The organism is Cytobacillus sp. FSL H8-0458 (assembly GCF_038002165.1).
In the GTDB taxonomy this organism is placed as follows: Bacteria; Bacillota; Bacilli; order Bacillales; family Cytobacillaceae; genus Cytobacillus.
In genome coordinates this window covers 3904646-3928199 of the sequence record NZ_JBBOBR010000001.1, presented here as the reverse complement: position 1 = coordinate 3928199, position 23554 = coordinate 3904646, and the positions used below count along the sequence as shown (strand labels likewise).

Annotated in this window: 32 protein-coding genes and 1 pseudogene; 22 read left to right on the top strand and 11 right to left on the bottom strand. The window is 37.6% G+C overall.

The annotated features are described in order from the left end of the window. Positions 1 to 7: 7 nt before the first annotated feature. Positions 8 to 652 carry a redox-sensing transcriptional repressor Rex gene (locus NYE23_RS19665; RefSeq protein ID WP_341080181.1) on the top strand — a complete coding sequence of 215 codons (645 nt, stop codon included), beginning with the start codon at positions 8 to 10 and terminating at the stop codon, positions 650 to 652. 23 nt (positions 653 to 675) lie between these two features. Here NYE23_RS19665 and NYE23_RS19660 read toward each other — a convergent pair whose 3' ends face one another. After that, positions 676 to 867: a YdiK family protein gene (locus NYE23_RS19660; protein WP_341080179.1), complete on the bottom strand. Its 192-nt coding sequence runs from the start codon at positions 865 to 867 to the stop codon at positions 676 to 678. Positions 868 to 905: 38 nt separating this feature from the next. Then, positions 906 to 1634, bottom strand: coding sequence for a CPBP family intramembrane glutamic endopeptidase (locus NYE23_RS19655; RefSeq protein ID WP_341080178.1), 729 nt, complete (start codon positions 1632 to 1634; stop codon positions 906 to 908). A gap of 315 nt (positions 1635 to 1949) precedes the next feature. Between NYE23_RS19655 and groES the strand changes: the two genes are divergently transcribed. Both groES and groL read left to right on the top strand, forming a co-directional pair. Then, positions 1950 to 2234, top strand: coding sequence for a co-chaperone GroES (gene groES / locus NYE23_RS19650; protein ID WP_009336289.1), 285 nt, complete (start codon positions 1950 to 1952; stop codon positions 2232 to 2234). Positions 2235 to 2295: 61 nt separating this feature from the next. Then, entirely contained in the window at positions 2296 to 3927 is a 1632-nt protein-coding gene (gene groL, locus NYE23_RS19645) for a chaperonin GroEL (RefSeq protein ID WP_341080176.1), read from the top strand. Between the two features lie 114 nt (positions 3928 to 4041). On the opposite strand, the gene NYE23_RS19640 is transcribed toward groL, so the two are convergent. Continuing rightward, a complete protein-coding gene (locus NYE23_RS19640; protein WP_341080174.1) occupies positions 4042 to 5208 on the bottom strand; it encodes a site-specific integrase in 1167 nt (388 codons plus the stop codon). Between the two features lie 15 nt (positions 5209 to 5223). After that, positions 5224 to 5889: a helix-turn-helix domain-containing protein gene (locus tag NYE23_RS19635; protein ID WP_341080173.1), complete on the bottom strand. Its 666-nt coding sequence runs from the start codon at positions 5887 to 5889 to the stop codon at positions 5224 to 5226. A gap of 88 nt (positions 5890 to 5977) precedes the next feature. Between NYE23_RS19635 and NYE23_RS19630 the strand changes: the two genes are divergently transcribed. From NYE23_RS19630 to NYE23_RS19570, 13 genes are all read left to right on the top strand, one after another. Further along, positions 5978 to 6187 carry a helix-turn-helix transcriptional regulator gene (locus tag NYE23_RS19630; RefSeq protein WP_341080171.1) on the top strand — a complete coding sequence of 70 codons (210 nt, stop codon included), beginning with the start codon at positions 5978 to 5980 and terminating at the stop codon, positions 6185 to 6187. A gap of 17 nt (positions 6188 to 6204) precedes the next feature. After that, positions 6205 to 6480: a helix-turn-helix domain-containing protein gene (locus tag NYE23_RS19625; protein ID WP_341080170.1), complete on the top strand. Its 276-nt coding sequence runs from the start codon at positions 6205 to 6207 to the stop codon at positions 6478 to 6480. A gap of 29 nt (positions 6481 to 6509) precedes the next feature. Further along, complete coding sequence (locus tag NYE23_RS19620) at positions 6510 to 7370, top strand: hypothetical protein (RefSeq protein WP_341080168.1); 861 nt, start codon at positions 6510 to 6512, stop codon at positions 7368 to 7370. Continuing rightward, a complete protein-coding gene (locus tag NYE23_RS19615) occupies positions 7333 to 7629 on the top strand; it encodes a hypothetical protein (RefSeq protein ID WP_341080167.1) in 297 nt (98 codons plus the stop codon). Before NYE23_RS19620 ends, NYE23_RS19615 begins: the two co-directional genes overlap by 38 nt. A gap of 76 nt (positions 7630 to 7705) precedes the next feature. Continuing rightward, positions 7706 to 7999 carry a hypothetical protein gene (locus NYE23_RS19610; protein ID WP_341080166.1) on the top strand — a complete coding sequence of 98 codons (294 nt, stop codon included), beginning with the start codon at positions 7706 to 7708 and terminating at the stop codon, positions 7997 to 7999. Between the two features lie 52 nt (positions 8000 to 8051). Then, entirely contained in the window at positions 8052 to 8411 is a 360-nt protein-coding gene (locus tag NYE23_RS19605; protein ID WP_341080165.1) for a hypothetical protein, read from the top strand. 62 nt (positions 8412 to 8473) lie between these two features. Further along, the gene (locus NYE23_RS19600; protein ID WP_341080164.1) at positions 8474 to 8761 is read left to right on the top strand and encodes an ArpU family phage packaging/lysis transcriptional regulator; all 288 of its coding nucleotides are present in this window, start codon (positions 8474 to 8476) and stop codon (positions 8759 to 8761) included. Positions 8762 to 9042: 281 nt separating this feature from the next. Then, positions 9043 to 9657, top strand: coding sequence for a hypothetical protein (locus NYE23_RS19595; RefSeq protein WP_341080162.1), 615 nt, complete (start codon positions 9043 to 9045; stop codon positions 9655 to 9657). Continuing rightward, the gene (locus tag NYE23_RS19590; protein ID WP_341080161.1) at positions 9657 to 10106 is read left to right on the top strand and encodes a hypothetical protein; all 450 of its coding nucleotides are present in this window, start codon (positions 9657 to 9659) and stop codon (positions 10104 to 10106) included. Before NYE23_RS19595 ends, NYE23_RS19590 begins: the two co-directional genes overlap by 1 nt. Positions 10107 to 10165: 59 nt before the next feature. After that, on the top strand, positions 10166 to 13489 hold the full coding sequence (locus tag NYE23_RS19585) for a phage tail tape measure protein (protein ID WP_341080160.1): 3324 nt from the start codon (positions 10166 to 10168) through the stop codon (positions 13487 to 13489). Beyond that, entirely contained in the window at positions 13486 to 14244 is a 759-nt protein-coding gene (locus NYE23_RS19580) for a hypothetical protein (protein WP_341080159.1), read from the top strand. Before NYE23_RS19585 ends, NYE23_RS19580 begins: the two co-directional genes overlap by 4 nt. A gap of 111 nt (positions 14245 to 14355) precedes the next feature. Continuing rightward, a complete protein-coding gene (locus NYE23_RS19575; RefSeq protein WP_341080158.1) occupies positions 14356 to 14775 on the top strand; it encodes a hypothetical protein in 420 nt (139 codons plus the stop codon). A gap of 25 nt (positions 14776 to 14800) precedes the next feature. Further along, positions 14801 to 15136 carry a hypothetical protein gene (locus NYE23_RS19570; protein ID WP_341080156.1) on the top strand — a complete coding sequence of 112 codons (336 nt, stop codon included), beginning with the start codon at positions 14801 to 14803 and terminating at the stop codon, positions 15134 to 15136. A 475-nt stretch (positions 15137 to 15611) separates the two neighbouring features. Here the strand turns inward: NYE23_RS19570 and NYE23_RS19565 are convergent, their stop codons facing one another. From NYE23_RS19565 to NYE23_RS19555, 3 genes are read right to left on the bottom strand one after another with little or no spacing between them, the layout of a single operon-like run. Further along, positions 15612 to 16271 (bottom strand): replication-relaxation family protein, encoded by a 660-nt coding sequence (locus NYE23_RS19565; protein WP_341080154.1) that lies wholly within the window; start codon positions 16269 to 16271, stop codon positions 15612 to 15614. Beyond that, positions 16268 to 17386, bottom strand: coding sequence for an FtsK/SpoIIIE domain-containing protein (locus NYE23_RS19560; RefSeq protein ID WP_341080153.1), 1119 nt, complete (start codon positions 17384 to 17386; stop codon positions 16268 to 16270). Before NYE23_RS19560 ends, NYE23_RS19565 begins: the two co-directional genes overlap by 4 nt. A 32-nt stretch (positions 17387 to 17418) precedes the next feature. Next, a complete protein-coding gene (locus NYE23_RS19555; protein ID WP_341080152.1) occupies positions 17419 to 17607 on the bottom strand; it encodes a hypothetical protein in 189 nt (62 codons plus the stop codon). A 365-nt stretch (positions 17608 to 17972) separates the two neighbouring features. Between NYE23_RS19555 and NYE23_RS19550 the strand changes: the two genes are divergently transcribed. The 5 genes from NYE23_RS19550 to NYE23_RS19530 all read left to right on the top strand — a co-directional run bounded on the left by NYE23_RS19550 (position 17973) and on the right by NYE23_RS19530 (position 20553). Then, entirely contained in the window at positions 17973 to 18200 is a 228-nt protein-coding gene (locus NYE23_RS19550; protein ID WP_341080151.1) for a helix-turn-helix transcriptional regulator, read from the top strand. 6 nt (positions 18201 to 18206) lie between these two features. Beyond that, the gene (locus NYE23_RS19545) at positions 18207 to 18629 is read left to right on the top strand and encodes an endonuclease domain-containing protein (RefSeq protein WP_341080150.1); all 423 of its coding nucleotides are present in this window, start codon (positions 18207 to 18209) and stop codon (positions 18627 to 18629) included. Positions 18630 to 18797: 168 nt separating this feature from the next. Then, on the top strand, positions 18798 to 19136 hold the full coding sequence (locus NYE23_RS19540; protein ID WP_341080149.1) for a helix-turn-helix domain-containing protein: 339 nt from the start codon (positions 18798 to 18800) through the stop codon (positions 19134 to 19136). A gap of 17 nt (positions 19137 to 19153) precedes the next feature. Further along, complete coding sequence (locus tag NYE23_RS19535) at positions 19154 to 19975, top strand: ImmA/IrrE family metallo-endopeptidase (RefSeq protein ID WP_341080148.1); 822 nt, start codon at positions 19154 to 19156, stop codon at positions 19973 to 19975. Further along, on the top strand, positions 19972 to 20553 hold the full coding sequence (locus NYE23_RS19530; RefSeq protein ID WP_341080147.1) for a hypothetical protein: 582 nt from the start codon (positions 19972 to 19974) through the stop codon (positions 20551 to 20553). Before NYE23_RS19535 ends, NYE23_RS19530 begins: the two co-directional genes overlap by 4 nt. Before the next feature lie 277 nt (positions 20554 to 20830). Here NYE23_RS19530 and NYE23_RS19525 read toward each other — a convergent pair whose 3' ends face one another. The 4 genes and pseudogenes from NYE23_RS19525 to NYE23_RS19510 all read right to left on the bottom strand — a co-directional run bounded on the left by NYE23_RS19525 (position 20831) and on the right by NYE23_RS19510 (position 22040). Further along, on the bottom strand, positions 20831 to 21043 hold the full coding sequence (locus NYE23_RS19525; protein ID WP_341080146.1) for a tyrosine-type recombinase/integrase: 213 nt from the start codon (positions 21041 to 21043) through the stop codon (positions 20831 to 20833). A 119-nt stretch (positions 21044 to 21162) separates the two neighbouring features. Next, a complete protein-coding gene (locus NYE23_RS19520) occupies positions 21163 to 21582 on the bottom strand; it encodes a tyrosine-type recombinase/integrase (RefSeq protein WP_341080145.1) in 420 nt (139 codons plus the stop codon). 114 nt (positions 21583 to 21696) lie between these two features. Further along, a pseudogene (locus NYE23_RS19515) lies at positions 21697 to 21792 on the bottom strand (hypothetical protein); the annotation flags it as partial. A gap of 62 nt (positions 21793 to 21854) precedes the next feature. Then, positions 21855 to 22040 (bottom strand): Arm DNA-binding domain-containing protein, encoded by a 186-nt coding sequence (locus tag NYE23_RS19510; RefSeq protein WP_341080144.1) that lies wholly within the window; start codon positions 22038 to 22040, stop codon positions 21855 to 21857. Positions 22041 to 22251: 211 nt separating this feature from the next. On the opposite strand from NYE23_RS19510, the gene hemA reads away from it, so the two are divergent. Continuing rightward, positions 22252 to 23535 carry a glutamyl-tRNA reductase gene (gene hemA / locus NYE23_RS19505; RefSeq protein ID WP_341080143.1) on the top strand — a complete coding sequence of 428 codons (1284 nt, stop codon included), beginning with the start codon at positions 22252 to 22254 and terminating at the stop codon, positions 23533 to 23535. Positions 23536 to 23554: the final 19 nt, after the last annotated feature.

The following is a 23554-nucleotide window of genomic DNA, read 5'->3' as shown; positions in this document are numbered from 1 at the left end:
TGGACGAATGGCCAATGAACCAATTAAGATACCGCAGGCAACAGCTAAACGGCTGCCTTTATATTACCGCTTCCTAAAAAACCTTCATTCCTCCGGCAAACAAAGAGTCTCATCAGCAGAATTGAGTGAGGCGGTAAAAGTGGATTCTGCAACGATTCGCCGTGACTTTTCGTACTTCGGTGCGTTAGGTAAAAAAGGGTATGGATATAATGTGAATTACCTGCTGGGCTTCTTTCGGAAGACTCTTGACCAGGACGAGCTTACCAAAGTCGCTTTGGTCGGGGTAGGAAATTTAGGAACGGCCTTTCTTAACTATAATTTTCTTAAAAATAATAATACGAAAATAGAAGTGGCATTTGATGTGGATGAGAGCAAGGTTGGCACGAAAATCGGTGATGTGCCGGTCCATCATATGGATGACCTTGAAGAAGTTATTGTCAAAAATAATATTCAGGTGGCGATTTTAACGGTGCCTGCACCGCCTGCCCAGGCTATTACCGATCGGATGGTGAATGCGAAAATTAAAGGAATCCTTAATTTTACACCTGCGAGGCTCACTGTACCGTCCTCGATTCGGATTCACCATATCGATCTGGCAGTGGAATTGCAGTCATTGGTTTATTTTCTGAAAAATTATCCTGAAGAATTGTAAAAAAAAATGAGCCTTTTGCGGGCTCATTTTTTCATTTTAAAATGCTGGCCAACCAATCGGAGACCGGTGCCAAAATCAAAGGTGGCAATTAGGACCAGAAAATAAGTAAAGAATCCCCAGGTTTCTTCCCGCTGGGTATTCTGGATGGCTATAAAGGTGAAAAGGCATCCGAGAAGGATGTAAATAAAGCCTGAAAACAAAGGTGTGCTTCTCATGAAAATCCCCCAGTAAATTTTATCTCCACAGCATTTCTCTAACAAAAAAAGCTGATAAAGCTCTGCATGTTTTCCATTTCCTTTAACCACTTTTGTATATTGTCCTGATTCAGCTGGACAACCGCAACAAAGGTGTTCATCGCCACATGGGCAAAGATCGGCACGATAATCCGCTTTGTCTTGACATATAAGAAGGCAAAGGTGAATCCCATTGCCGAGTATAGCAATACATGTTCAGGCTCAAAATGGGCAAGTGCAAAAATGACCGAGCTGATCAGGGCCGACAGGAAGAAGTTGAAGCGCTTGTGAAGTGAGCCAAAAATAATTTTTCTAAAGACGATCTCCTCAAGGATGGGCCCGATAACCGAACTGATTAAAATGACGATTGGCGATGCTTCAATAATCCGGATAATCTGCTGCGTATTTTCAGATCCCATTTCAATGCCAATCAGGTTTTCAATGCTTGCAGCAGTAGCTTGAGCAATCAGGGCCAAAAATATGCCTCCAATCGCCCAGCCCACTGAGCCTGCAGCAGAAGAGGCATCCCTATCCAGTCCCCGTTTCATTTCTTTCCTTAGTAATAGAAGTGTAATGATCAACGTAATCGTGAAACTGATCACGAGCCAGTAGGCAACGGCAAGAATCTGCATATTCTCCGGATTCTGTCCCAGGGCATCGGCAGCTAATAAAACGAGCGGAACGCCAAACAAGCTTGAAAGCTGCATGGCAATATAGGCGATTAATATAATCCAGTATTCCTTCTTCAAAATGTTTTACCCCTTAATCTGAGTGTTGGAAACAAGTCCTACAGCCATTGTACTCTTTATAAGGAGCGGGTTTCAAATATCAGCACCAAGGAGAGGCTTAATATGGTAAAAATGAGTGTTTGTGCAGCATACTTAAGGGGTTGTCCGTGTCGAAAAATAGCGGGTAAGCGCGAATGAATTTTTTTATAAAAAATTTAAGCTTCACCCTTGCAAATAGAAAAGAGATTCATTAATATAATAATTGTGTTAGCACTCATACAGAGAGAGTGCTAATAAATAAAAATATTTACATATTATTTGAGGAGGTTGTTTCACTTGTTAAAGCCACTAGGTGATCGAATCATTATCGAGCTTGTTGAAACTGAAGAAAAAACTGCAAGCGGCATCGTACTGCCGGACACTGCTAAAGAGAAGCCTCAAGAAGGCAAAGTTGTAGCTGTGGGAACTGGCCGCGTTCTTGAAAATGGTGAGCGTGTTGCCCTTGAAGTTGCTGACGGCGACCGTATCATCTTCTCAAAATATGCTGGTACTGAAGTGAAGTACGAAGGCAAAGAATATTTAATTTTACGCGAAAATGACATTCTTGCTGTAATTGGCTAATCGCCGATCAGACGAAGATTATTAAAAGATAAAGCTAAAATTTTTGAGGAGGTTTTTATCAATGGCTAAAGAGATTAAATTTAGTGAAGAAGCCCGCCGCGCGATGCTTCGCGGTGTAGATTCCCTTGCAAATGCGGTAAAAGTAACTCTTGGACCTAAAGGACGCAACGTGGTTCTTGAGAAGAAATTCGGTTCTCCATTAATCACTAATGATGGTGTGACAATCGCAAAAGAAATCGAACTTGAAGATGCTTTCGAAAACATGGGTGCGAAGCTTGTTGCTGAAGTAGCAAGCAAAACAAACGATGTTGCCGGTGACGGTACAACAACTGCAACAGTTCTTGCACAGGCAATGATCCGTGAAGGCCTTAAGAACGTAACTGCAGGCGCCAACCCAATGGGCATCCGTAAAGGAATCGAAAAAGCAGTTGTTACAGCTGTTGAAGAATTAAAAGCTATTTCTAAGCCAATCGAAAATAAGGAATCTATTGCTCAGGTTGCTGCAATCTCTGCTGCTGACAATGAAGTTGGCCAGCTGATTGCTGAAGCAATGGAGCGCGTTGGAAATGACGGTGTTATCACAATCGAAGAATCTAAAGGATTCACAACTGAGCTTGATGTGGTAGAAGGTATGCAATTCGACCGCGGATACGCTTCTCCGTACATGGTTACAGATTCTGATAAGATGGAAGCGGTTCTTGAAAACCCTTATATCTTAATCACTGATAAGAAGATCACAAGCATCCAGGAAATCCTTCCTGTACTTGAGCAGGTTGTACAGCAAGGCAAGCCATTATTGCTTGTAGCTGAAGATGTTGAAGGTGAAGCACTTGCTACACTAGTAGTGAATAAGCTTCGCGGAACATTCAATGCAGTAGCGGTTAAAGCTCCTGGCTTCGGTGACCGCCGCAAAGCAATGCTTGAAGATATCGCGATCCTGACTGGCGGTGAAGTAATCACTGAAGAGTTAGGCCGTGACCTTAAATCTGCTACAATCGATTCCTTAGGACGCGCTTCTAAAGTGGTTGTTACAAAAGAAAACACTACAATCGTCGAAGGTGCTGGAGACAGCGCGCAAATCGGCGGCCGTGTGAACCAGATCCGCACTCAAATGGAAGAAACTACTTCTGAATTTGACCGCGAGAAATTACAAGAGCGCTTAGCTAAGCTAGCTGGCGGTGTGGCAGTAGTTAAAGTTGGTGCTGCTACTGAAACTGAATTGAAAGAGCGCAAGCTTCGCATCGAAGACGCCCTTAACTCTACACGTGCTGCTGTAGAAGAAGGAATTGTTTCCGGTGGTGGTGTTGCCCTTCTAAACGTATACAACAAAGTGGCTGCAATCCAGGCTGAAGGCGATGAGGCTACAGGAATCAACATCGTATTACGTGCGATGGAAGAGCCTGTACGCACAATTGCTCACAATGCTGGCCTTGAAGGTTCAGTAATCGTTGACCGCTTAAAGCGCGAAGAAGTTGGAACAGGCTTCAACGCTGCTACTGGCGAGTGGGTAAACATGATCGAAGCTGGTATCGTTGACCCAACTAAAGTAACTCGTTCAGCTCTTCAAAACGCTGGATCTGTTGCGGCTATGTTCTTAACAACTGAAGCAGTTGTTGCTGACAAGCCGGAAGAAAATGCTGGCCCTGCAATGCCTGACATGGGCGGCATGGGTGGAATGGGCGGCATGATGTAGGAGGGGGTAATAAACCCTTATATATCAAGGTTTTAAGCTGTCTGTTAGAAAAAATGTCCTCGGGTTTGTCCTCGTCTCTCAAAACTAGACAAAGCCCGACAAACAATATAGTAATTAAAGGAGAAGGTCTTTCATCAGTTTACTGAACTGTTGGGAGGCCTTTTCTTCCATATTGGCAGTCATATGAGCATATATGTTCATGGTTGTATTAATGTCACTATGACCTAGTCGTTGCTGGATCTCCTTTATGCCTACACCCGCCTCTATAAGTAAAGAGGTATGAGTGTGGCGGAATGAGTGAGGAGTTATATTCTTTTCGATTCCAGCCTTTTTTAAGAGCCGTTTAAGCCTCGTTTCAAATACTTTCCTCAATTGTGGGTATCCATCATCCCGAGCAAAAATGAAGCCCTCGTTCTTATAAACTTTGTTGTTCTTTAGCTTAATTTCGTTTTGCTTTATCTTATGTTTTTTAAACATGGTAACCAGCATATCATCAATTTTTATTGTCCGTATAGATCCGGATGTCTTAGGGGTTAGCAGCTGATAATTTAAAAAATTGTTATTGGGATTATATAGGGTTTTTGTTACCTTTAATTTGCCCTCCTCTAGATCAATATCCGGCCACTTCAAAGCAAGTAGTTCACCAATACGCAAACCTGTATAAGAAAGAGTTGTAAAGACAAGAGTATCCATATAAAGACCTTCAGATTGGCAGAGCTTCAGGAAGTCAGCCAGCTCCTCTTTTTCTAAAAACTTATATTCCTCTTCACCTTTCTCGAGATCTTCCACACTACTTTGCCGTTTAGGCAGCTTAAAGTTTTCAGTGGGGTTAACTTTCATTAATCCTAATTCTACAGCTTGTCTGAATATCATCCGGCCGGCTGCATGTATTCCATCCATATAGTTATGGCTATATTTTTCTGAAAGATCAAGGATCCGATCCTGGTACATCTTTTTTGTTATTTTACTAATCGGAAAGGGACCCCAAACGCTGATGAAATGTTTCATCTCCTTCTCCCTGGCTCTTACACTGCTAATCTTTACTCCGCTGCGGCCATATGATTTTAGCCAATCCTTAGCAAATTCCTCAAAGGACATTCTCGATTCTTTTATTAATGTGCCGTTTGCTTTTTCCATTTCTACAATTCGGGCTGCAGCAGCGGCTTCTTTTTTTGTCTTGAAGCCTCCCTTCGATATTTCCATACGTTTTTTAGTCAATGGATCAATGCCCAGATATATATGATAGCTCCAGGTTTTACCGCGTTGTTTGAACTTGGCCATGAAGTTAGTCCTCCTTTAATTAGTTATTAAGGCATCTAAATATGCTTTAAGGAGATTAATTTGCTGTGAAGATAATATTTGACCTTTATAAAAGACATTATCTGCATTTATTACTTGATCTAAATCAAAACTTGCAAGCTCATTATTTGTTATTTTTTCAGGAAGTGGAGACCATATTTGAAACTTAGTTGCAACCCTTTTTAATTCGCTTAATACCATAGATTTGAACCTTAAATTTGGTACATTGGAAATAAATTGAGAAATAACTTTAGCTTGATCTTCTTTGCTTTGAGAGTTACTGATCTCCAGAGTTGGTTCTACTCCAAAGTTTGCTAGTAGTTTTATAAGCGATTCAAAGAAATCATCTCTTATTTCTTGCGAGTCATTAGATAGAATTTTAAATATGTAATAATTTATAGCTTCATCTAACTGGATCGGTTCTAAAAAATCATCATCATCCCAATATCCAGCAAGTAACATAAGTTCATTATAAGGGTGATTGTATGCTTTACTTAATTTTTTTAACGTATCTGGAGTTGGGATAATCTCATTTCCGGATCTAGGATCTACTCCTTTTTCGATACTTCTTAAATAGGTATAGCTTACTCCAGATAATTTTTGTATATCTCTAAGACTTCTTTTTCCACGTAGTTTACGCAAAAATTCGCCAATTCTAGTCACCAAATTACTCCCTTTCAAAATATATTGTTATACATGGTTGACACTAATGATAGCATGATGTATTATGTTTATCAAGGAGGTGTTCTGCATGGTTAACAATAAACTTCGAGAGGTTAGAAAAGAAGTTGGAATGCCTGTCTCGGAGCTTGCTAGAAGAGTAAAGACTAGCCGTCAAACAATCACTAATATAGAACTTTATGGTCAAGTTCCTAACGGCTTACTTATGATAGCGATTTGCGATGTGCTAAAAAAAAATCCAAAAGAAATTTTTTTTGCCAACGATGTTCTACATGGTTAACAGAAAGGGTGAGATAAGTGATAGAAATTAAGCTGGATAAAGAAGAACTAAAAGCAATGTATTTGGCTGAAGTCCAAAAAAGATTAGATCAAATCGAATTCGACTCACTTCTTATGGATTCCAAGCAGCTGTGTAAAATGCTCTCGTTATCCTGGCCAACAATTGAAAAATTATTTATCCGGGATCCTAACTTCCCAAAGATTCGTGTCGGCACTAAATGGCTTTTTAACAGGAATGAAGTTCAAAATTACATTGATCAATGGTCTATAACAGTTAGGAAAAAGGAGGCTTGAAGAATGGATAAGAGTAGGTGAGAGGTGATATGCAAGGCTGGATTAAATTACATCGGGAAATTTTAGAATCGGATTTATGGAATGATGTAACAACATTTAGGTTGTTTTCTTACCTTTTGTTAAAAGCATCTCATAAAGATGGGGTGAAAATACAAGGTGAGGAAGTCAATCGGGGTCAATGGATTAGATCCTATAGGAAGCTGGCACAAGACCTGGCATACAAAGAAGGAAGGGGGCTGAAAGAGTACTCACTTAAGACCATTAGTAAGTGTGTTAACAAACTGGTTAAGGCCGATAGAGTAACGATACAGGAAACTGAACAGGGAACACTCTTCACTATCGTAAACTATGCGAAATATCAAGATGAAATCGAAGGGATATTAGAAACAGGAAACGCTATAGGTAAGGAACCGGAAACTAAAGGTAAACGAACGGTAAACAAAAACAAGAATGCTAACAATGCAAAGAATGCAAAAGAAGAAATACTTATTGCCGAAATCAAAGATTTACGGCGGCAGTACTCTTCAGAAATTCAATCATTAATTGATCAATATTGGATGGTTATTAAAAAAACTAGAACGTCCGGAAAAATCCACTATAGCGTTATTTTGAAAGCTATGAAGAAATGGACAAAGTTTGATCCGGTAGTGATTCAATATGCATTAAAAAAACACATTGAAGCCTATGATGATGGAGAACACAAAGAAGAGTACACCTTAGGAATAATGAGGAACACCTCACCAGGACAAGCAGAAGATATGTTAAACAGAAAGTCCTCTAATGGTTTTAATAAAACTATTCCAAAAAAGGACATAAGAGATAAAGAAATTGAGTTCCAGAGGTGGATCCAAGATGGCAAGGACCCAGAAGATTTTAACTGGAAAAATTAATAATGAAAACTCTACCCAAAAATGCGGATTATTTGATCCAGATTTAGACGAAGAGATCAAAGACTACACTCAAAGCGCAGTTCAAAGATTTCGCTTTAAAGACCATTCGGATCAGGAACTGCAGGATTACATTCAAGAGGCGAAAGATCAAATAGTTAAATCGTTAAACTCAAGAGAGTTTGACAGCTTTATTTTAACGATGGGGATAACACTCATTGAACTTGAATATGAACGGTCCCAAAGGCAGAGCAAACATTAATGATCCTTTAACGCTGATCAGTTTCAAGAGGTTCTTAGTTTCAGAGAAAACAATTATATAGGGGAGTGTCAGCTAAATGCCAAGAACAAAAAAATCCATTGAAAATTATAAGCAGCTACGTGAATGCGTGGGGAATCAAATGGCACCTACGCCAGATGAAAAAATTCTCATCAATAAAGTTTTTAGAGAAGAAGCCGGCAGACACAACGATTTAACCTGGGCACTTTATATGGTCTATGTGCTTGGTAAGGTAAAGGGATCAGGAAGAGTCACTCACAAGGACCTGGAAAGTATCACAGATCTTCTACAACCAGAGGAAAAGAAAAAAGCCTTCACTACTGCGAATAGTGAAGGCAAGAAAATCAATTAAATATGTTCGTTAAATACAATCCCATCTGGATTATAACACAAGGTGGGATTGTATGGAACTGTTAAATAAATATTCTGCTGCCGAAGTCAAAGCGATCAGAAAACAAATAGAGAATCTAATTGAAAGGTATCATCTGTATAAACTCCTTGACTATGAATCCAGAGAATTCATTTTTGAATCCTCAGAGGAAATGAAAAGATTCTGTGATGCGATTGATAAGGCAGTTTCCCAATTAACCACCAAAGAACAATTTTTGATTAAAAAAAGATATCTGGATTGTCTAGATTATGAATATGTGAAGGATTATCAAATCTATAGTGAAGTGTTTAAACCGCCAATCAGTTCCGTTACATACAACAAGATCAGGCGTAATGCGATTCTAAAACTAGCCTTGTATTTAGGTGACTTATGATAAGTGACAAGGAGCTCCAGAGGATAATATCACATGAGTTAAAGCTATATCAGACATACAAGGTGGCCATAGAAAACAAACGTGAATTAACAGCAGCAGGGCTAAATAAAGTCTTTCCAGTCTTAGTCGATAGCGATGCAGCTAAGGAGCTTAAATGCAAGCAGATTGACCGTGCACTATCTGAAGCTTTAACCAATGATGAACGAATGATCTTAGAAAGGAAATACTTAGGCCGCCATCAGGAAACAGATCTATCCATTTATTTAGATTTAGGGTTAAGCAAAGGACAATACTATGACATCAAAAAGCAGGCGATAGAGCAGCTGGCTATAGCTCTGGGGATTATTTAATGGCCATGATTTATAAGAAATACTTATCTATTTTTCGAAATAACATAAATTTATTTAATGCCTTTAAGGGGGTGGTGTTGCAGCTAAACAATCAAGCCTGGAGGAGGTGGAAACAAAAAAATAATTTTATAAAGTCCCCCCCCCTCTTTTTATTTTCAACTTTTTTTCAAATTGGGGCACCGGGGAGGGGGCTCGACTCTCCAAATTTATTCGTTTTTCCCCTCGCGTAAGGGGAGGGGGGTCCCTAATAATAAACAATACTAAAATGGAGGTAGTAACCTTTGGAAAAAACAAGTTTTATTGACCCAAATAATTATTTTGTGGAATCAAAAAAAGCTATTCAAATAGTTTTGGAAAATGAACAAACCTTATCGAAACAAATGGGAATAGAAGAAAAACATCAACTGGTTAGCAGCTATTTAAAAACAGCTAGCAATCCGGATGAGTACGATGCATTGGAAAAGCTCGAAAAGGAACTGAAGAGGAAGATCCAATTTAGGCAATTTAACGAACCAGCAGTACCAAATGAATATCGAGAAAAGGTAAGTAGGAATGTCGCAATTGAACAATCGGAAGTAAATCAAAAGTTAGCTGAATTAGTAGGTCAGTTAAATCACCATTACAAACATTTAGAAAAAGAAGTATTACCGTTAATCAAAAACATTGAAACATTAGAGCGTTTATCTCTCATGCCAGTTAAAATTGATGTTCTTCTAAATGGAGAAATTGGAGAAAATACAGTTTTTAAAATCGAGTATTTGTTAAAACAACTCAATTATTCCAGGTTCGGAGACATTGCTAACTCGACGCTTGATAATCTGAGAAAAGCTATTGATGGCATGCAGAAACTTGAATCCACTACTACAATCACTGAATCAAATAGAGGTGAAAAATAATGCACGCATTCGAAAAGGAAATTGCTAAAAAAGAAATGTTATCGATTGCTTGTAGTTATCCATATCAAGTAATTCCAATATCCGAACAAGCAAAAGCTAATTTTGGACTATTTAATAAAAAGCGTGGTCCCATTGAAAGGTTTAAGGATTTTTTAGCACGAAATGTAACAGAAGAAAAAATGCAAGTTTTCCCCTATAAAGGACAAATGAGTTTTTATTTTGATGACCCAGATGAAACCACTCGAATTGCAGAAGTTAAAAATTTTGTTCAATGGAATATGGCCCGTTTCGGTGTGCCAGGGATCAATTTTAAAGAAAAAAAGGGGAGTAACTATATAAGCTATCAGATAGCTTTGAGTGAAGGTGAAGATTATAAAATCGAAGTGGGTAAAAAGATTGTTCATGAGCAACCTAAAAGACTTACTTTTGATGATATTAAAGCATTGTAATTATTCAGGGGTGGGTATTATCCATCCCTTTTATCAAATTTAGATAGGAGTGAAAAACAATGACTGAACGAATTGAAGGTTTAGCCATAGGATTGGATATAGACAGCTTGAGATTAGATCGTGGATTAACCGGTCTTAAAGATCGGCTCAAAACAGTTAATAGCGAAATGAAGGCCAATCTCTCATCATTTGACCGTGCCGATAGATCGGTTGCTAAATATGAGACACGTCTTCAGGGGCTTAATAGAAAACTGGAAATCCAAGAACAAATTGTCCAGGCTTCTAGACAAGAATATGAACGGATGGTTCAGGAATACGGCGAAGGGTCCAGAGAAGCTGAAGCAGCTGCACGGTCCTACAATAATCAAGTAGCAGCCCTCAGAAATTTAGAACGATCAATTCAACGCACTGCCCAGGAATTAAGTGATTTGCAAAACGAACAAGAACAAGCTTCCTCCAGATGGGCGAACTTTGGGGAGTCCATAACTGGAGTGGGCGACAAAATAAAAGATATAGGTCAGTCGATGACCATGAATGTAACTACACCTTTGGCAGGTCTCGGTGTAGCAGCTGGAAAGGCAGCGCTTGATTTTGACAAAGCCTCCGGACAAATTCAGGCCGAATTAGGGCTTTCTGAGGATAAAGTAAAGGAATTAGATGAAACTGCAAAAGAATTGTGGGAAAACGGATTTGGCGACAGTATAGAAGGTGTAGCTTCTAAAGTTGCAGGGGTAACCAGGAGCCTTGGAGATTTAAGTAAGGTGGATCTCTCGTATGTAACCAAAGGTCTTGACCTTTTTGAACAAAGGGGATGGGCGGATCAGCAGGAAGCCCTGAGAGCAGTAAAAGTATTAATGGAACAATTTGGGATGAGTGCTTCGGATGCAATGGATTACTTAACTAAAGGATTCCAAGAAAATCTGAATTTCAGCGGGGAATTTCTTGATTCCATTTCTGAATACTCCACGTACTTTTCAGAGTTCGGACTTACAGCAGATGATATGTTTGCAAAGTTTAAAGCAGGTGCTGAGTCAGGAGCCTTTCAATTAGATAAAGTTGGAGACGCCATGAAGGAGTTCTCCCTTCGTGCGAAAGATGGTTCTAAGACCAGCACCGAGGCTTTCCAGGCACTTGGCTTAAACGCAACTGAAATGACTAAGAGTTTTAATAAAGGTGGAAAAGATGCGAAAAAGGCATTTGAAACAGTAATTAAGGCCTTAAAGGATACAGATAGTGAAACTGAAAAAAATACTGCTGCAGTTGGACTTTTTGGCACTCAATTTGAGGATCTTGGAGAAAAAGCATTTGATGCGATGCTGGATGCCAGCAAAGGGTTAGAGAATGTAGAAGGGGCCACAAAAAAGGCTAGTGATGCTTTAAGAGATAACTTCGGCACAAGGGCTACAAAGATTTGGCGTGACTTCGCAACAGACATGGCACCCGCAGGAGATATCCTTCTCGATGTTGCTGAAGATGTACTTCCGAAAGTTGCAGATACAGTAGGGGACGTTACTGAAGCTTTTGCAGAAATGTCACCAGAAGGACAGAAATCAATATTAGCCATTGGAGGGCTGGCAGCTGCTGCAGGACCTAGCATGTTTGCATTAGGGACATTGGCCACAGGGGTTGGTGCATTAACTAAAGTGGTTTCGCCACTCTCTGCAAGCTTAGGTTTAGGCGGAGGATTAACAGGAGTTTTATCAAAAATCCCGGGTCCTGTAGGCCTTGTAACAACTGGACTTGGATTAGCCGCAGCGGCAACTTTCGGTTTGAGTGACGCAATTAAAAAGTCAAAAGAGGTCAACCTTGAACATACTGATTCATTAATAAAAGAGCAATTAGCACTTGAAGATAGCGTTACTCAGTATGAAGCACTAAGAAATAAATTAACTTTAAGCAACGATGAACTTGGTCAATACCTAGACCTCCAGGACAAAATTAAACTTGCGACAGATCCAAGCAAGATACAGGAATACAAAGACCAGATGGGTGAGCTTCAGGAAAAGTCCGGATTAACTGTGAAGGAATTTGAGAAGTTTGTCGGATTGGACAAAGACATCAGGGAGAATGCTCCAGCCACTGCACAAAAAGTTTCAGAGTACGGCAATGCATTTATTGACCTTAATGAGAATCTACAGCCTATCCTGGACAAGCAGAGGGAGTTCATTAACAATCAGCTTCAAATTGAAAAGGATAAGGCATATGACAATTTAAAAGAGTCGGCAAATCAATATATCGAAACTCAAAATACTCTAAACGAAACAATTCAAAGATACAACGATAAATTACTTGAACAGGCTGGGTATCGCCAAAAGGCTAAGGATTTACAGTCTGAAATTAACCAGGCTGAAGCGGATGGAGATACTGCCAGGGCTGAGCACTTTAAAAGAGAACAATCCATGTGGACAGAAAAAGCCACTAGCATGGATAGTGAACTCACCCGGCTTTATGAAGGGTTCTCTATTGAACAGAATCGCCTGAACAATTTATACAGCCGGATATCTGAAGAAGCTAAAGTTTACGATCAGCTGGTTGAGCAAGAATTGAAAATGTCTAATATTAATGGAAAGGCAACTGAAGCAGTGAGTTTGGTAGACAGCAAGATTGCTAAACTGCAAAAAGAACAGTTGGTCCTAAATGAAAATTATCAAAAAGGTAAGATTACAACTGATGAATATAATCAGCAAAATGGCAAATTAAGTGAACAAATTTCTAAATTAGAAGGCAGCAGAGGGCGAATTGTTGACATCCAGAAAGAACAAGGAGAGGTGACAAACGAAATCCTCCAGCAAATTGAAAAGGGAGGTAATCTAAATACAATTTTAGACAAGGACCACTTGAAGGATATAAAAATTGATGACAAAGGTGGAGCTGCAAAGCTTCAAAAAGATGTAGAGAAAAACGCTAAGAAGAATGTAAATGTTGATGATAAAGGCGGAGCCAAAGACCTTCAAAAGGAAACAGAAAAGAAAGCTAAGAAAGGGGTACAATTAACTTTATTAAACACCTTATCAAGCCTTCTTCCTCCTTTTATCTCATTACCAATTAAATTTTTTGGAGGAAAAATAGGAAACAATGCAGAAGGTACCACCAATTGGCGAGGAGGCTTAACTTGGGTAGGGGAAGAAGGTCCGGAATTAGTTCACCTTCCACAAGGATCTAAAGTAATTCCAAATGAGGATAGCTTATCGCTCTTGAAAAAGTGGAGTATACCTACAGTCGGGTGGAATATGCCTACCGCCTCACCATATAAGATGGATCTTGGAATTAGACAGTACGCAACACCAGAAATTCAAAGCTCTGAAGAAACCAAAGAAAATGCCAATGTTGCAGTTAAAATGTTGCAGTACATTAAAAATGTAACGATTGAGGTGGTGGTATGACTCTAATTCAAAACTTTTTATTTAACAATGAATTCGCTATTGTGGCCACGGATACTTTAACTAAACGAATTGAATATGAGATTGATCAAGAAACTGGTAAGATGCTGGAATCAAAGGAAACTGGAAGATTCTATACATCAGACAAGGCGAGAAAATTAACCGATTACGTTATTTTTTCCGCATTTGGATGGGGTGATATTGGCGACGGAGTTTTTATGGATTTGAAGAAAGAAGTAGCCCCTCAATTTTATCTAGACGATTGTAAAGACCTTTTCATGGAAGGTTGCAGAGTAAGTTATAAAACACTCCAGGACTTGAATTTAGTTGAAGGCTTAATGAGCCTTAATTCTATCTTTATTCAAATTGTGGGTTTTAATAAAGATGGATCGCTTGGAATGTATCAATTCAATGCAAGTAGAGGATTTATTATGTCACCTGAATTAAATGATGAATATCCAATTCATATTGATATGATTCCGCCATCAAAGGATTTATACGAGAAAAGAGATAGTTTTTATTCACCAGAATCTGTTATGCCTATGGGATCTCCTTTAAATACATTTTTAGGGCACATAATTAAGGTTCAATCGATTATCAGCAGAGTTGAACCAGAAGGCTGCTCAAATAAGTGTATTTATCATATTTTAATCAAAGGACCAGATGGGGACATTAAATATATTAATGATCGTGCTGATTTAACTGAATTTATGGCTCAATTGCCATCGAAAGAGGTTTTAACGGAGCTTTATAAATAACTGTTAGTCGCTGAAGCATTCCTTCGGGAGTGCTTTTTGCATTTCAAAAATGAAAAGGAAAAATTGTTCCCTTTGTCGAAATGTAAATATTTAGATAGGGGGAATTAAGGTATGAGAAAAAGTTTAAGTGAAAAATTTGACGTTATTGATCTAGTTTTGACCAATTATGGCCTTTTTCTAACCGAAAAAGAATTTGAAACTGCAACGATGAAAAAATATGCTGTGAAAGTTTTGAAAGATAACACAGAAGAAATTGATGTTATAGCTGAGAAGGTTAACGACCTAATCAGAGGAAAAGAAGTTGGGGAGATTGATCATGCAAAAATGGAATCCTACAGTGATCAACTGACTGCACTCTCTGAAGAATTTGAGAAGAAAGCAGAAATAATCTGTAATTTATACACTGATGCTATAAAAATAGAAATAAGGATGCCGGAAGAGAGTGTCATCTTTAAGTTCAAGGAAGATGACTATTTTGACACATTAATCGATTACCTTAAGAATAATCTGGGACAAAAATTATTAAGATAATCGTTTAAACTCAGGAGGGCTTCAAATGCAAGCATTTTTGAATTTAGAAAGAGCCAGACAAGAAATTTCCAAAAAAGAGAAAGAAATTGAAGACTTAAAGTCGTTCATTGATCTGGTAGAAAACTATGAAGCTGATACCATTGAAAAACTAATTATTAAAGAATATGCGCTGGTTGGCAATGTCGCTAAAGTAGCAACAAAGCTAAATGAGGAAGGGCATAGATTAGAAGGGGGTAAAAAGTATATCCCAAACGATATTACGGCTATTATACAAAGTAAAGATACAATAGATGATTTACATAGTATTGTTAAAAAAGTATCAAAGAAAAATAAGGCTAAAGCAAATAGGCAGTGGAATTAAATTTAATACCATTATTTTAACTTTTTCTAAAACAAATTTTATTAAATTATTTTGTATTACTTTTTTCTTCTTGTCATACACTGTATCAAACGACATTGTAAACGACATTGCAGACGTCATTTAACGATGCAATGAAGCGCATGGTATAACTATTTTCAGCTTAGACAAGGAATGATAATAGGCATACCTAATGGCATGGTAATTGGCACATTCCAAAGCAAAAAAAAGACCCCTGGCCGGGCCTTAAAAATGCTTTTCTCAATCTTTTTTAGAAAACAGCGCAACAAATGAAAAAATCATTGTGGCAGTTCCAAAGAAGATTTCAAAGCAGAGTCTTGTTATTTCTATTGCATTCATTGTTTGGGCACCTCCTTACGCAGGTGGCCTTTTTTTGTTGCATTAATATTGTATTAAAGACACGCAGGTTTCTTGCCTATTTTCAAAAATAAAAAGCAGGAGTGTCCTCCTGCAACATTTAATTATTTAATAATAACTTTAATCCTGAACAAGCAATTTCATGGTTCATAGGCTTCAGAGGTTGATCAGCATCAATCAGCTGCTTAATGTTATTCACCTGAATGAACTTTACATTTGAACTTTCAATTTTATACCTGGTATCTGTAATCATGATGACAGCAGGGAAAACTTTTTTATTATTGGGTTGCCAGGGTTCCTGCTGCCATTCGTTGCTTATGAAATACGATTCATATCGTTGTACCTTCTCATTCATAACCTTTTCGGAATAGACAGATCGCTGAATCTCGACAAAGAATGGCCCACCCTTCCAGATCATAAAGGCATCTGGCTCCATATAACCTTTACCATACTTAGGTTCTACAATGAAGGTCTTTGGGCAGTGGTACATATTTGTCTGTCTGTAAAACTCAACGATCTTAAGGAAATGAGGTATCTTGGTGGAGTCCTTTTTAATGCCGGCTGGAGACGGGAAGTATATATAAGGATGCCGTTCTTTACTAACCTCTATATACCCATCCCTTCGCAACCTCTTCAGAACCGTATTACAGCATGTCACAGGCTGTTTAAGTCCTTTGAAGTGTAATTCTATAATGTCATCCCTTGTCATGCAGCGGAAACGATTCAAGTCATTCATAATTGCAAGATCGCGCTTTTTCATTCGTCTAAAACCCCGAAAATATTCTCTTGGATTTCCGTTGTTTCTAACTCCTTTTCAAAGTGCATAGAAGGGGTTTCTTTAGCATTTCCACCTCTAATGGACTTGTAGGGTTCCAATATCTTTTCGACTTCATCCTCGTTTAAATATGGCGCCTGCAGTTCTCTTAATTCATCCAAATTCAACAGGAAGGTTCCCGGGGAATCTTTGTTTATTTTTTCACTGCCTGGTGTTTCCCCCATTAAGGCATTCCTTAAATCAACAGTTCGGAACCCCATCCGAACGGATATCACACCTCGAATATCAGAATCAAGAATCTTATGGGAAGGACGCTGCATAGAAAGAATTACGTAAATGGCATACGCTCTACCCAAGGAAGCAATTTGAAGGATCTCGGCCATGATCTCCTTATCCCGGATCATGACAAACTCATCCAGGGCGAATACAATTGCAGGTCGTCTTTCATTCTTAGGAACCTTGCTCATATGCCGGACTCGATATTTCTTTAACAATTGCCCTCTGAGTGTAAGTTCGTTCGCCAAATAGGCCAGCTGGGGTTTTAAATCCTTGGTAGTGTAGCAAACGCCTCTTACATGCTCTACACCTTCATAAACTCCGAATTCACTCATTTTAAAGTCGGCTAATACCAGCTGCAGTTCTTCTGGAGGGAAGTATTGAATCAATGTGGACAGAATAACATGTAATATTGAGCTCTTTCCACTGCCAGGCTGACCGAATATTAAAAGGTTTGGATTGTTTTTTGCATCATATATATGAAGTTTTTTGTTTCTGTCCTGGCCACAAATTATAGGAAGGGTATAGTTTTCTTTTTGGATGATTTCTTTCAAGTGTTCGAAATTGTAGGTGAGGATCTCTTTTTGGGACTTATCATTAATTATTAGGGTGAATTTTTTTATCTTTCCATCTAGTTGTGCTTTCTTCCCGAATTCTTGTTGAAATACATAGAAGTTTTTCTTTAATAACTTAGGGTCTAACCCATTGGGTAGGGTGAAGGTTACAGTTGTGGTTTTCCCAATTACAACCCCATGAATCTTAGGGAAAATGGGACGTTCTAAATCGCCTAAATATAACTGGCCAGACTTGAAGGCTTTAACCATCTTTCTGCGGACCTTTAATTTCTCCCACATGCTCATAAAATCCACCGGATTAATGAATTAGTTTCGATAAAATAGATTCCAGCTGCAAAGCCGGCCAATGGAATGATGATCTTTAAAGCTGTATTAAGCCCATGAAAGCCAAGGTCACTTAATGTCCTGTCTAATACAGCCAGGGCGATAGTGGCACCACCTGCCAAGATAATCATTGGTGAAAATAACATAAGAAGTCCTCCTTTATTTTAGGTTGAACGAAAACGTCTAACTTTTTTTACAAAAATGTTCAAAAGTCATGTATAAAATTTTCTGGAATGGGCATTAGGTCGCTTTCCATTCACTCCGTTCACTCGCTCCCTTTAAACAGATTTTTATTTGTTGAGTTTTCGTCAATTCTGACGATATTACTTTGATAGTGATACTTTGGTAAATACTTTGGTTGAAACCATGGTTAATTTCTATTTACTACTTTGGTAGCTACCTTGATAAAGCCTATGCTGCACTGGTTGTCCAAGTTTCTCTTTTTCGTAAAGTTTAGAAAAAGTAATTTTTGACCAAGCTGAAGATATAAATTATATGGAGGTCGAGAAATATGTTCGGACTTGGGAAGCCCAGAAGCAAGTTTGGAAGGTTTTTAGATAAAAACGAGATAACGCAGCAGCAGTTGGTTGAGAAAAGTAAAGTTAATAAGGCGACGATCAGCAGGATCTGCCAGGGAGATGCATTCGAGCCATCTATGAAGAATGCTAAGAAGATCATTAAGGCTTTGAGGGAATTAACGGGCAAGAATGTGGATTATGATGATTTCTGGAGCATGTAAAGATCAATGTTCGAATATGTTTTCTTTTTTGGAATTGTGGCAGCAGCTGTAGTTTTCTATCTTATGGATAAGAAAAGAACTAAGGGCGCGCCGGGGGTCTTTGTTGATCATGAACGGTTAAAATGTGAGTCGCCGATTGAAAGAAGGCTATATGATGCTTTGAAATTCAAAGGAGAATATATAAGAACTCAGGTGCCTTGTGGTAGATATCGTATCGACATAGCACTGCCAGCTTACCGCATTGCAATTGAATGTGACGGTAAGGCTTATCACTCTAACCCACAACAAAAAGCTCGGGATAGACGTAAGAACGCTTATCTTCGGGCTAACGGATGGAGAGTATTTAGGTTTTCGGGGAGTAGGATCACAAAAGATTTGAAAGGTGTATTGGCCAAAATCGAAAATGAAAAACTTAAAATGAACACATAAAAACATTTTTCAATAAATATTGTTAAATACGACCAAAAAAATGTATAATAAAGTTGAAATGATGGTAAATAATATACTATAATGTTTTCTCGGAAATTTTGACAAATAAACAATAAAGAATTTAATGAGTTAAGGTTGAAATAATAAAAAGGATAGGGGTGGTTAACTATGTTTAATGTATGGGATGAACTAATTAATGAAAGAGAAAAGAATGGATTATCCTTAAATGAATTATCAAAAATCAGTGATCTGCCCCTGCCTGAACTAATAAAACTTGAAAGTGGGCAAGAAGAAGTAAATGAAGATCAATTAGAAGCACTTGCCGAGGCTTTAAATATTTCTCCAATTATTTTACTTGGAATGGAACCAACCATCGATGATACTAATTTAGAGACTAGATTTAGAATCAATGGTAATAAAGATGTTGATATTGAAAAAGCATTTCAATTTGGGATTGATTTCATTAACAAAATTGATGAATTAAAGTATCTAAACAGTATTGACTGATAGTAGGTGGTTTTCTCTTGGACATCCTTTCAAATATGTATAAAAATAATGATTTATATAGATTAGCTAAGAGTAGGGCTATTAAAACAAGAAATAAATATGGTCTTAGGAGCGGGCCTGTAAATGTGCCCGTTTTTGATTTTTTAGAAGCAGAAGGTTGTTTTGTAATTACATTAGATTTAGGTAGAACTTCAGCAACTGGAATGTACATAAAGAAAGATGCAAATAAACTTGTTTTAGTTCACAAAAAAAGAGTTTTGGGCCAACAGAATTTTACTGCAATTCATGAATTGTCTCATGTACTCTTTGATGAAACTGAACTTTTTGATGTATGTTTACCTGAGCATTATTATAAAAGGGACAAAAAAGAGATACTTGCAGATATGTTCGCAGCTCACTTTTTAATGCCAGAGGAAGACATTATTAATGAATGTGAAGAATTTAAGTTTATAGGTAAGAGAGAGATCATTTTACTCAGTATCAAATACCGAGTGACCTTTATAGCAATGGCATTAAGACTTTATGTATTAGGGAAAATTCCAAATGAAGATTTTGAAAAATATAAAAAACAAAGTAGCCGAGGGAAATTAGGGTTAAAAAAGTTCTGTCTAGAGGAAGGACTTGATCCTTCAGCTTTTAGTACCCCTGATGACTCATATATCTCTGAGTCGTATTTTAGGTTATTAATAAATGTTTATCATAAGGCAAATATAAGTCGGTCTGTTTTAATAGATTACTATATTAAACCACTTGAAGAAGAACTACAGTTAAATCTTGATTATTTAGTTAAATTTGCTGATGATAGTTATCCCGAAGAAGTGGGGTGGGATGACTTATGATTGAGAAATTTATTAGCGGTGCAGCAGTTATCGACAATACTGTTTTATCCAATTTTTCAAAAACAGAATCATTTCATTTAATAAAAAAAACTTTAAAGGGGATACCGATAATTACATTATCGGTTAAGAAAGAAGCTGTAGTTAAACCCGATATTGAACCAGACATAACAAAAGCAATTGATGAAGGATGGTTGAAAGTTGATACACTAAAAGGAAGACAAGCTTTAAGAGATTATCATATGCTCTCAAAGAAGTTTCAAGAAGTACCTTCACCAAAAGCGAAATTAGGAGATGGAGAAGCGGCATCTTTGGTCTATGCGCACTATAACAATTGTGTGCTCTTCACAGATGATAATGGTCCAAAAAAGAGAGCAACTGATTATGGTGTCCAGACTGCTGGGACATTAGCTATACTTTATTTTGCTTATGCTCAATACGGTTTTTTAGATATTAGCAATTGCAATACTCTCTTTCTTGAGATGAAAGAAAAAGGCGGTTTCTTTCCTAGACGATTTAATTCTTTCGAAGATGCTGTTCCTGAAATGGAAGATAAGTTTATGTTTAGCTCTAAATTCTAACACTAATAAAACCCTTTCTCATTTGAGAGGGTTTTTTTATTTTTGTCCTCCTGTTTGTCCTCGTGTTATTTCGATAAAGTTTAAAATTATTTGTAGAAAACAGTCAAAACCTTGATATTATAGGGGGGATTTTTACCTTGTTTCTTCCTATTATATGTCCAAATGAATGGGCGGCATGATGTAATAAGTGCCTACAACCCTTGATATGACTGGGTTTGTTGGTAAGGTGAGAGTGGTTTGCTAACATTTTGCTAACATTTTGCTAACATTGAGGATATTAACGGAGGCTTCTCATGAGTTCGCTGAACTTTTGGGAAGCTTCTTTTTTCATTTCTTGTGTTATGTGGAGATATACATTTTTGGTTATTTGATCATCCGTATGGCCAAGACGTTCCATGATTTGTTCGAGTGAGACTCCAGCCTCCGCAAGAAGAGAGGTATGGGTATGGCGTAAGGAATGAGGTTTTAAATCAGGATTTAGTCCTGACATTCTGAGTAGCCTTGCCATTCTGTTTTGAACGGTTTTAATCACAATTGGATAGCCATAACATAAAAAAGTGCAAGAGAAAGCCATTGAGCGACATGGAGATGCCTACTATAACAATGATTTTATTTTTGCCAAAATGGAACGGCCAATTGATGAATCACTTCTTCATCTACAATAATTTTCCGTTTCGATTTTCTTGTCTTTGGTGTGACTAGCTGGTATTCTTGAGCATTATTATTAGGATTGTAATATGTTTTAGTAATGCTAATTGTGTGATTTTTAAAATCTACATCCTTCCACTTAAGAGCCACTAATTCCCCAACCCTAATTCCTGTATAGGCTAAAATCATAAAAATTAAGTAATCATGCTCTAGGCCATTGGTTTTAGCTGTTTCTAAAAGCAAGGCAAGCTCTTCTTTTTCAAGATACTTAGGAACTTCTTCTTCTAACTGCTCTATCGTTTTCCTATCCTTTTTCACATAAGCGAATTCAGTCGGGTCCTTCTTGATTAGCTCTAGTTCCAAAGCTTTTCGAAAAATCATCCTCCCCGTTCGATGTATCCCATCTCTGGTACTATCAGAATAACCCTGATCCTTTAAATCGTTAAGAGCATCCTGATATGTCTTTCTGGTAATATCTCTCAACTTTAATTTGGCAAAGTAGGGCAACAACTTACCGATCTCATGGAGGCGTACACGAATCGTTCCAGGCTTTACAACTTTTGAATCACTGTAGAGGGGAAGCCACTCAATTGCAAAGTCACTAAACGTTTTGTCTGTTTCCTCTAAGTATGTTCCTTGATTTAATTCGTGAATTAATGTGGGGCAGCCGCTTCTTCGGCTTCCTGCTTCGTATTAAAGCCGCTTTTAACTTTTTGCTTTCGATTACCGGTAACTGGATCTAATCCAATATCAACAGTGAAAGCCCATTTGGAACCACAAGTGCATTTTTTCTTTTTGCACTTACATCCTCTTCTGTAAAAATGTCCTTTCATAAGCATCCTCGCTTCCTAAAATTATTATGGGGCTAAAAAAACATTATTTCCAAGAGTCTTCTTAAAAATTCATATCATTAATTCTAGAAATATAGCTCATTCCTTGACACTAAAACAATTAAGTATTACCATTACCCTAGTTTCGAGATAAATTAATTTGAGATATATTGGTTTCTCCATAAAGATAACGTCAAGTTTAAATAAGGAGAATGTATACATGTATATAGTTGTTGTCGGTCTTAGCCATAAGACAGCACCTGTCGAAATTAGAGAAAAGTTTTCTTTTCGTAGTTCCGAACTCGGTGAAGCAATGAAAGCCTTGCAAAATAAAAATAAAATAGTGGAAAATGTGATTTTGTCTACGTGTAATCGTACTGAGATTTATGCGGTGATGGATGAGCTCGAGGAGGGCAAAATTCAACTTTTGGAATTCCTTTCTGAATGGTTTCAAATGGATAAAAACGAATTTTTACCATATTTGTTTTTCTATATTCAGGAACTAGCCATCAAACATTTATTCAAAGTTACATGTGGTTTGACTTCTAAGATACTCGGTGAAACGCAAATTTTAGGACAAGTTCGAACTAGCTTTCTACTGGCTCAGCAGGAAAAGACGACTGGGAGTGTCTTTAATCATTCTTTTAAAAAAGCGGTTACTCTTGGTAAGAGAGCCCATACAGAAACGGATATTGGAACTAGGGCAGTTTCAATTGGATATGTAGCAGTAGAACTATTAAAGAATCTATCTAAACCAATTCATGATCTTTCAATTCTTGTTATAGGTGCTGGTGAAATGGCGGAGCTTCTCTTGAAAAATATCAAGAGTAATGGTGCGAACAAAATAACATTAATGAGTAGAGCACTTGATAAAGCAAAGGCGGTAGCTAAAAGATATTTAGCCGAGGTTGTGCCAATTGAAGATCTACAAATAAAAATCAGCGAATCAGATATCATCATCAGTGCTGCATCGGCAGGGAGATTTATTATTACAAAGGATATGATTCATAGTAGTAAATCTTTATTATTTCTAGATCTTTCGGTACCTAGAAGTATAGATCCTACAATAAAGGAAAGAGATCAAATTACCTTATACAATATAGATAATCTCAATGACATTATGAGTACTAATTTATTGGAACGAAAAAAGGCAGCAAAAAAAATCATGTCACTAATAGAAGGTGAGATGGATGAATTTAATAATTGGGTTAATTTATTAGATGTGGTACCTGTTATGACTGCGATGAATTATAAAGTCTCAACTATCAAAAAAGAGGCGATTGATAGCATTTATCGAAAGCTTCCGAATTTATCCGACCACGATAAGAAAGTAATTACTAAGCACATAGATAGTATTGGAAATCAAATGTTGAGAGAACCTTTATCCTACATTAAAAAAATAGCGGGTTCAGATAGTTTAGATAAGGAGTTAAATGTAATTAGGCAAGTATTTAATATTGATTTACCTGTACAAAAAAACTGTGGCGAACACAACTCCCTTTGATTTCTACCACTGCTAAGGT

Excerpts from the sequence above, each read along its gene's own strand:
- NYE23_RS19630 (WP_341080171.1), top strand. The coding sequence starts at position 5,978 with ATGGTTAACAATAAACTTCGAGAGGTTAGAAAAGAAGTTGGAATGCCT.
- NYE23_RS19620 (WP_341080168.1), top strand. The coding sequence starts at position 6,510 with ATGCAAGGCTGGATTAAATTACATCGGGAAATTTTAGAATCGGATTTA.
- NYE23_RS19610 (WP_341080166.1), top strand. The coding sequence starts at position 7,706 with ATGCCAAGAACAAAAAAATCCATTGAAAATTATAAGCAGCTACGTGAA.
- NYE23_RS19640 (WP_341080174.1), bottom strand. The coding sequence starts at position 5,208 with ATGGCCAAGTTCAAACAACGCGGTAAAACCTGGAGCTATCATATATAT.
- NYE23_RS19575 (WP_341080158.1), top strand. The coding sequence starts at position 14,356 with ATGAGAAAAAGTTTAAGTGAAAAATTTGACGTTATTGATCTAGTTTTG.
- NYE23_RS19590 (WP_341080161.1), top strand. The coding sequence starts at position 9,657 with ATGCACGCATTCGAAAAGGAAATTGCTAAAAAAGAAATGTTATCGATT.
- NYE23_RS19570 (WP_341080156.1), top strand. The coding sequence starts at position 14,801 with ATGCAAGCATTTTTGAATTTAGAAAGAGCCAGACAAGAAATTTCCAAA.
- NYE23_RS19565 (WP_341080154.1), bottom strand. The coding sequence starts at position 16,271 with ATGAAAAAGCGCGATCTTGCAATTATGAATGACTTGAATCGTTTCCGC.
- groL (WP_341080176.1), top strand. The coding sequence starts at position 2,296 with ATGGCTAAAGAGATTAAATTTAGTGAAGAAGCCCGCCGCGCGATGCTT.
- NYE23_RS19525 (WP_341080146.1), bottom strand. The coding sequence starts at position 21,043 with ATGTCAGGACTAAATCCTGATTTAAAACCTCATTCCTTACGCCATACC.
- hemA (WP_341080143.1), top strand. The coding sequence starts at position 22,252 with ATGTATATAGTTGTTGTCGGTCTTAGCCATAAGACAGCACCTGTCGAA.
- NYE23_RS19615 (WP_341080167.1), top strand. The coding sequence starts at position 7,333 with ATGGCAAGGACCCAGAAGATTTTAACTGGAAAAATTAATAATGAAAAC.
- NYE23_RS19555 (WP_341080152.1), bottom strand. The coding sequence starts at position 17,607 with ATGTTATTTTCACCAATGATTATCTTGGCAGGTGGTGCCACTATCGCC.
- NYE23_RS19520 (WP_341080145.1), bottom strand. The coding sequence starts at position 21,582 with ATGATTTTTCGAAAAGCTTTGGAACTAGAGCTAATCAAGAAGGACCCG.
- NYE23_RS19510 (WP_341080144.1), bottom strand. The coding sequence starts at position 22,040 with ATGCTTATGAAAGGACATTTTTACAGAAGAGGATGTAAGTGCAAAAAG.
- NYE23_RS19585 (WP_341080160.1), top strand. The coding sequence starts at position 10,166 with ATGACTGAACGAATTGAAGGTTTAGCCATAGGATTGGATATAGACAGC.
- NYE23_RS19605 (WP_341080165.1), top strand. The coding sequence starts at position 8,052 with ATGGAACTGTTAAATAAATATTCTGCTGCCGAAGTCAAAGCGATCAGA.
- NYE23_RS19660 (WP_341080179.1), bottom strand. The coding sequence starts at position 867 with ATGAGAAGCACACCTTTGTTTTCAGGCTTTATTTACATCCTTCTCGGA.
- NYE23_RS19560 (WP_341080153.1), bottom strand. The coding sequence starts at position 17,386 with ATGGTTAAAGCCTTCAAGTCTGGCCAGTTATATTTAGGCGATTTAGAA.
- NYE23_RS19665 (WP_341080181.1), top strand. The coding sequence starts at position 8 with ATGGCCAATGAACCAATTAAGATACCGCAGGCAACAGCTAAACGGCTG.
- NYE23_RS19550 (WP_341080151.1), top strand. The coding sequence starts at position 17,973 with ATGTTCGGACTTGGGAAGCCCAGAAGCAAGTTTGGAAGGTTTTTAGAT.
- NYE23_RS19530 (WP_341080147.1), top strand. The coding sequence starts at position 19,972 with ATGATTGAGAAATTTATTAGCGGTGCAGCAGTTATCGACAATACTGTT.
- NYE23_RS19580 (WP_341080159.1), top strand. The coding sequence starts at position 13,486 with ATGACTCTAATTCAAAACTTTTTATTTAACAATGAATTCGCTATTGTG.
- NYE23_RS19545 (WP_341080150.1), top strand. The coding sequence starts at position 18,207 with ATGTTCGAATATGTTTTCTTTTTTGGAATTGTGGCAGCAGCTGTAGTT.
- NYE23_RS19540 (WP_341080149.1), top strand. The coding sequence starts at position 18,798 with ATGTTTAATGTATGGGATGAACTAATTAATGAAAGAGAAAAGAATGGA.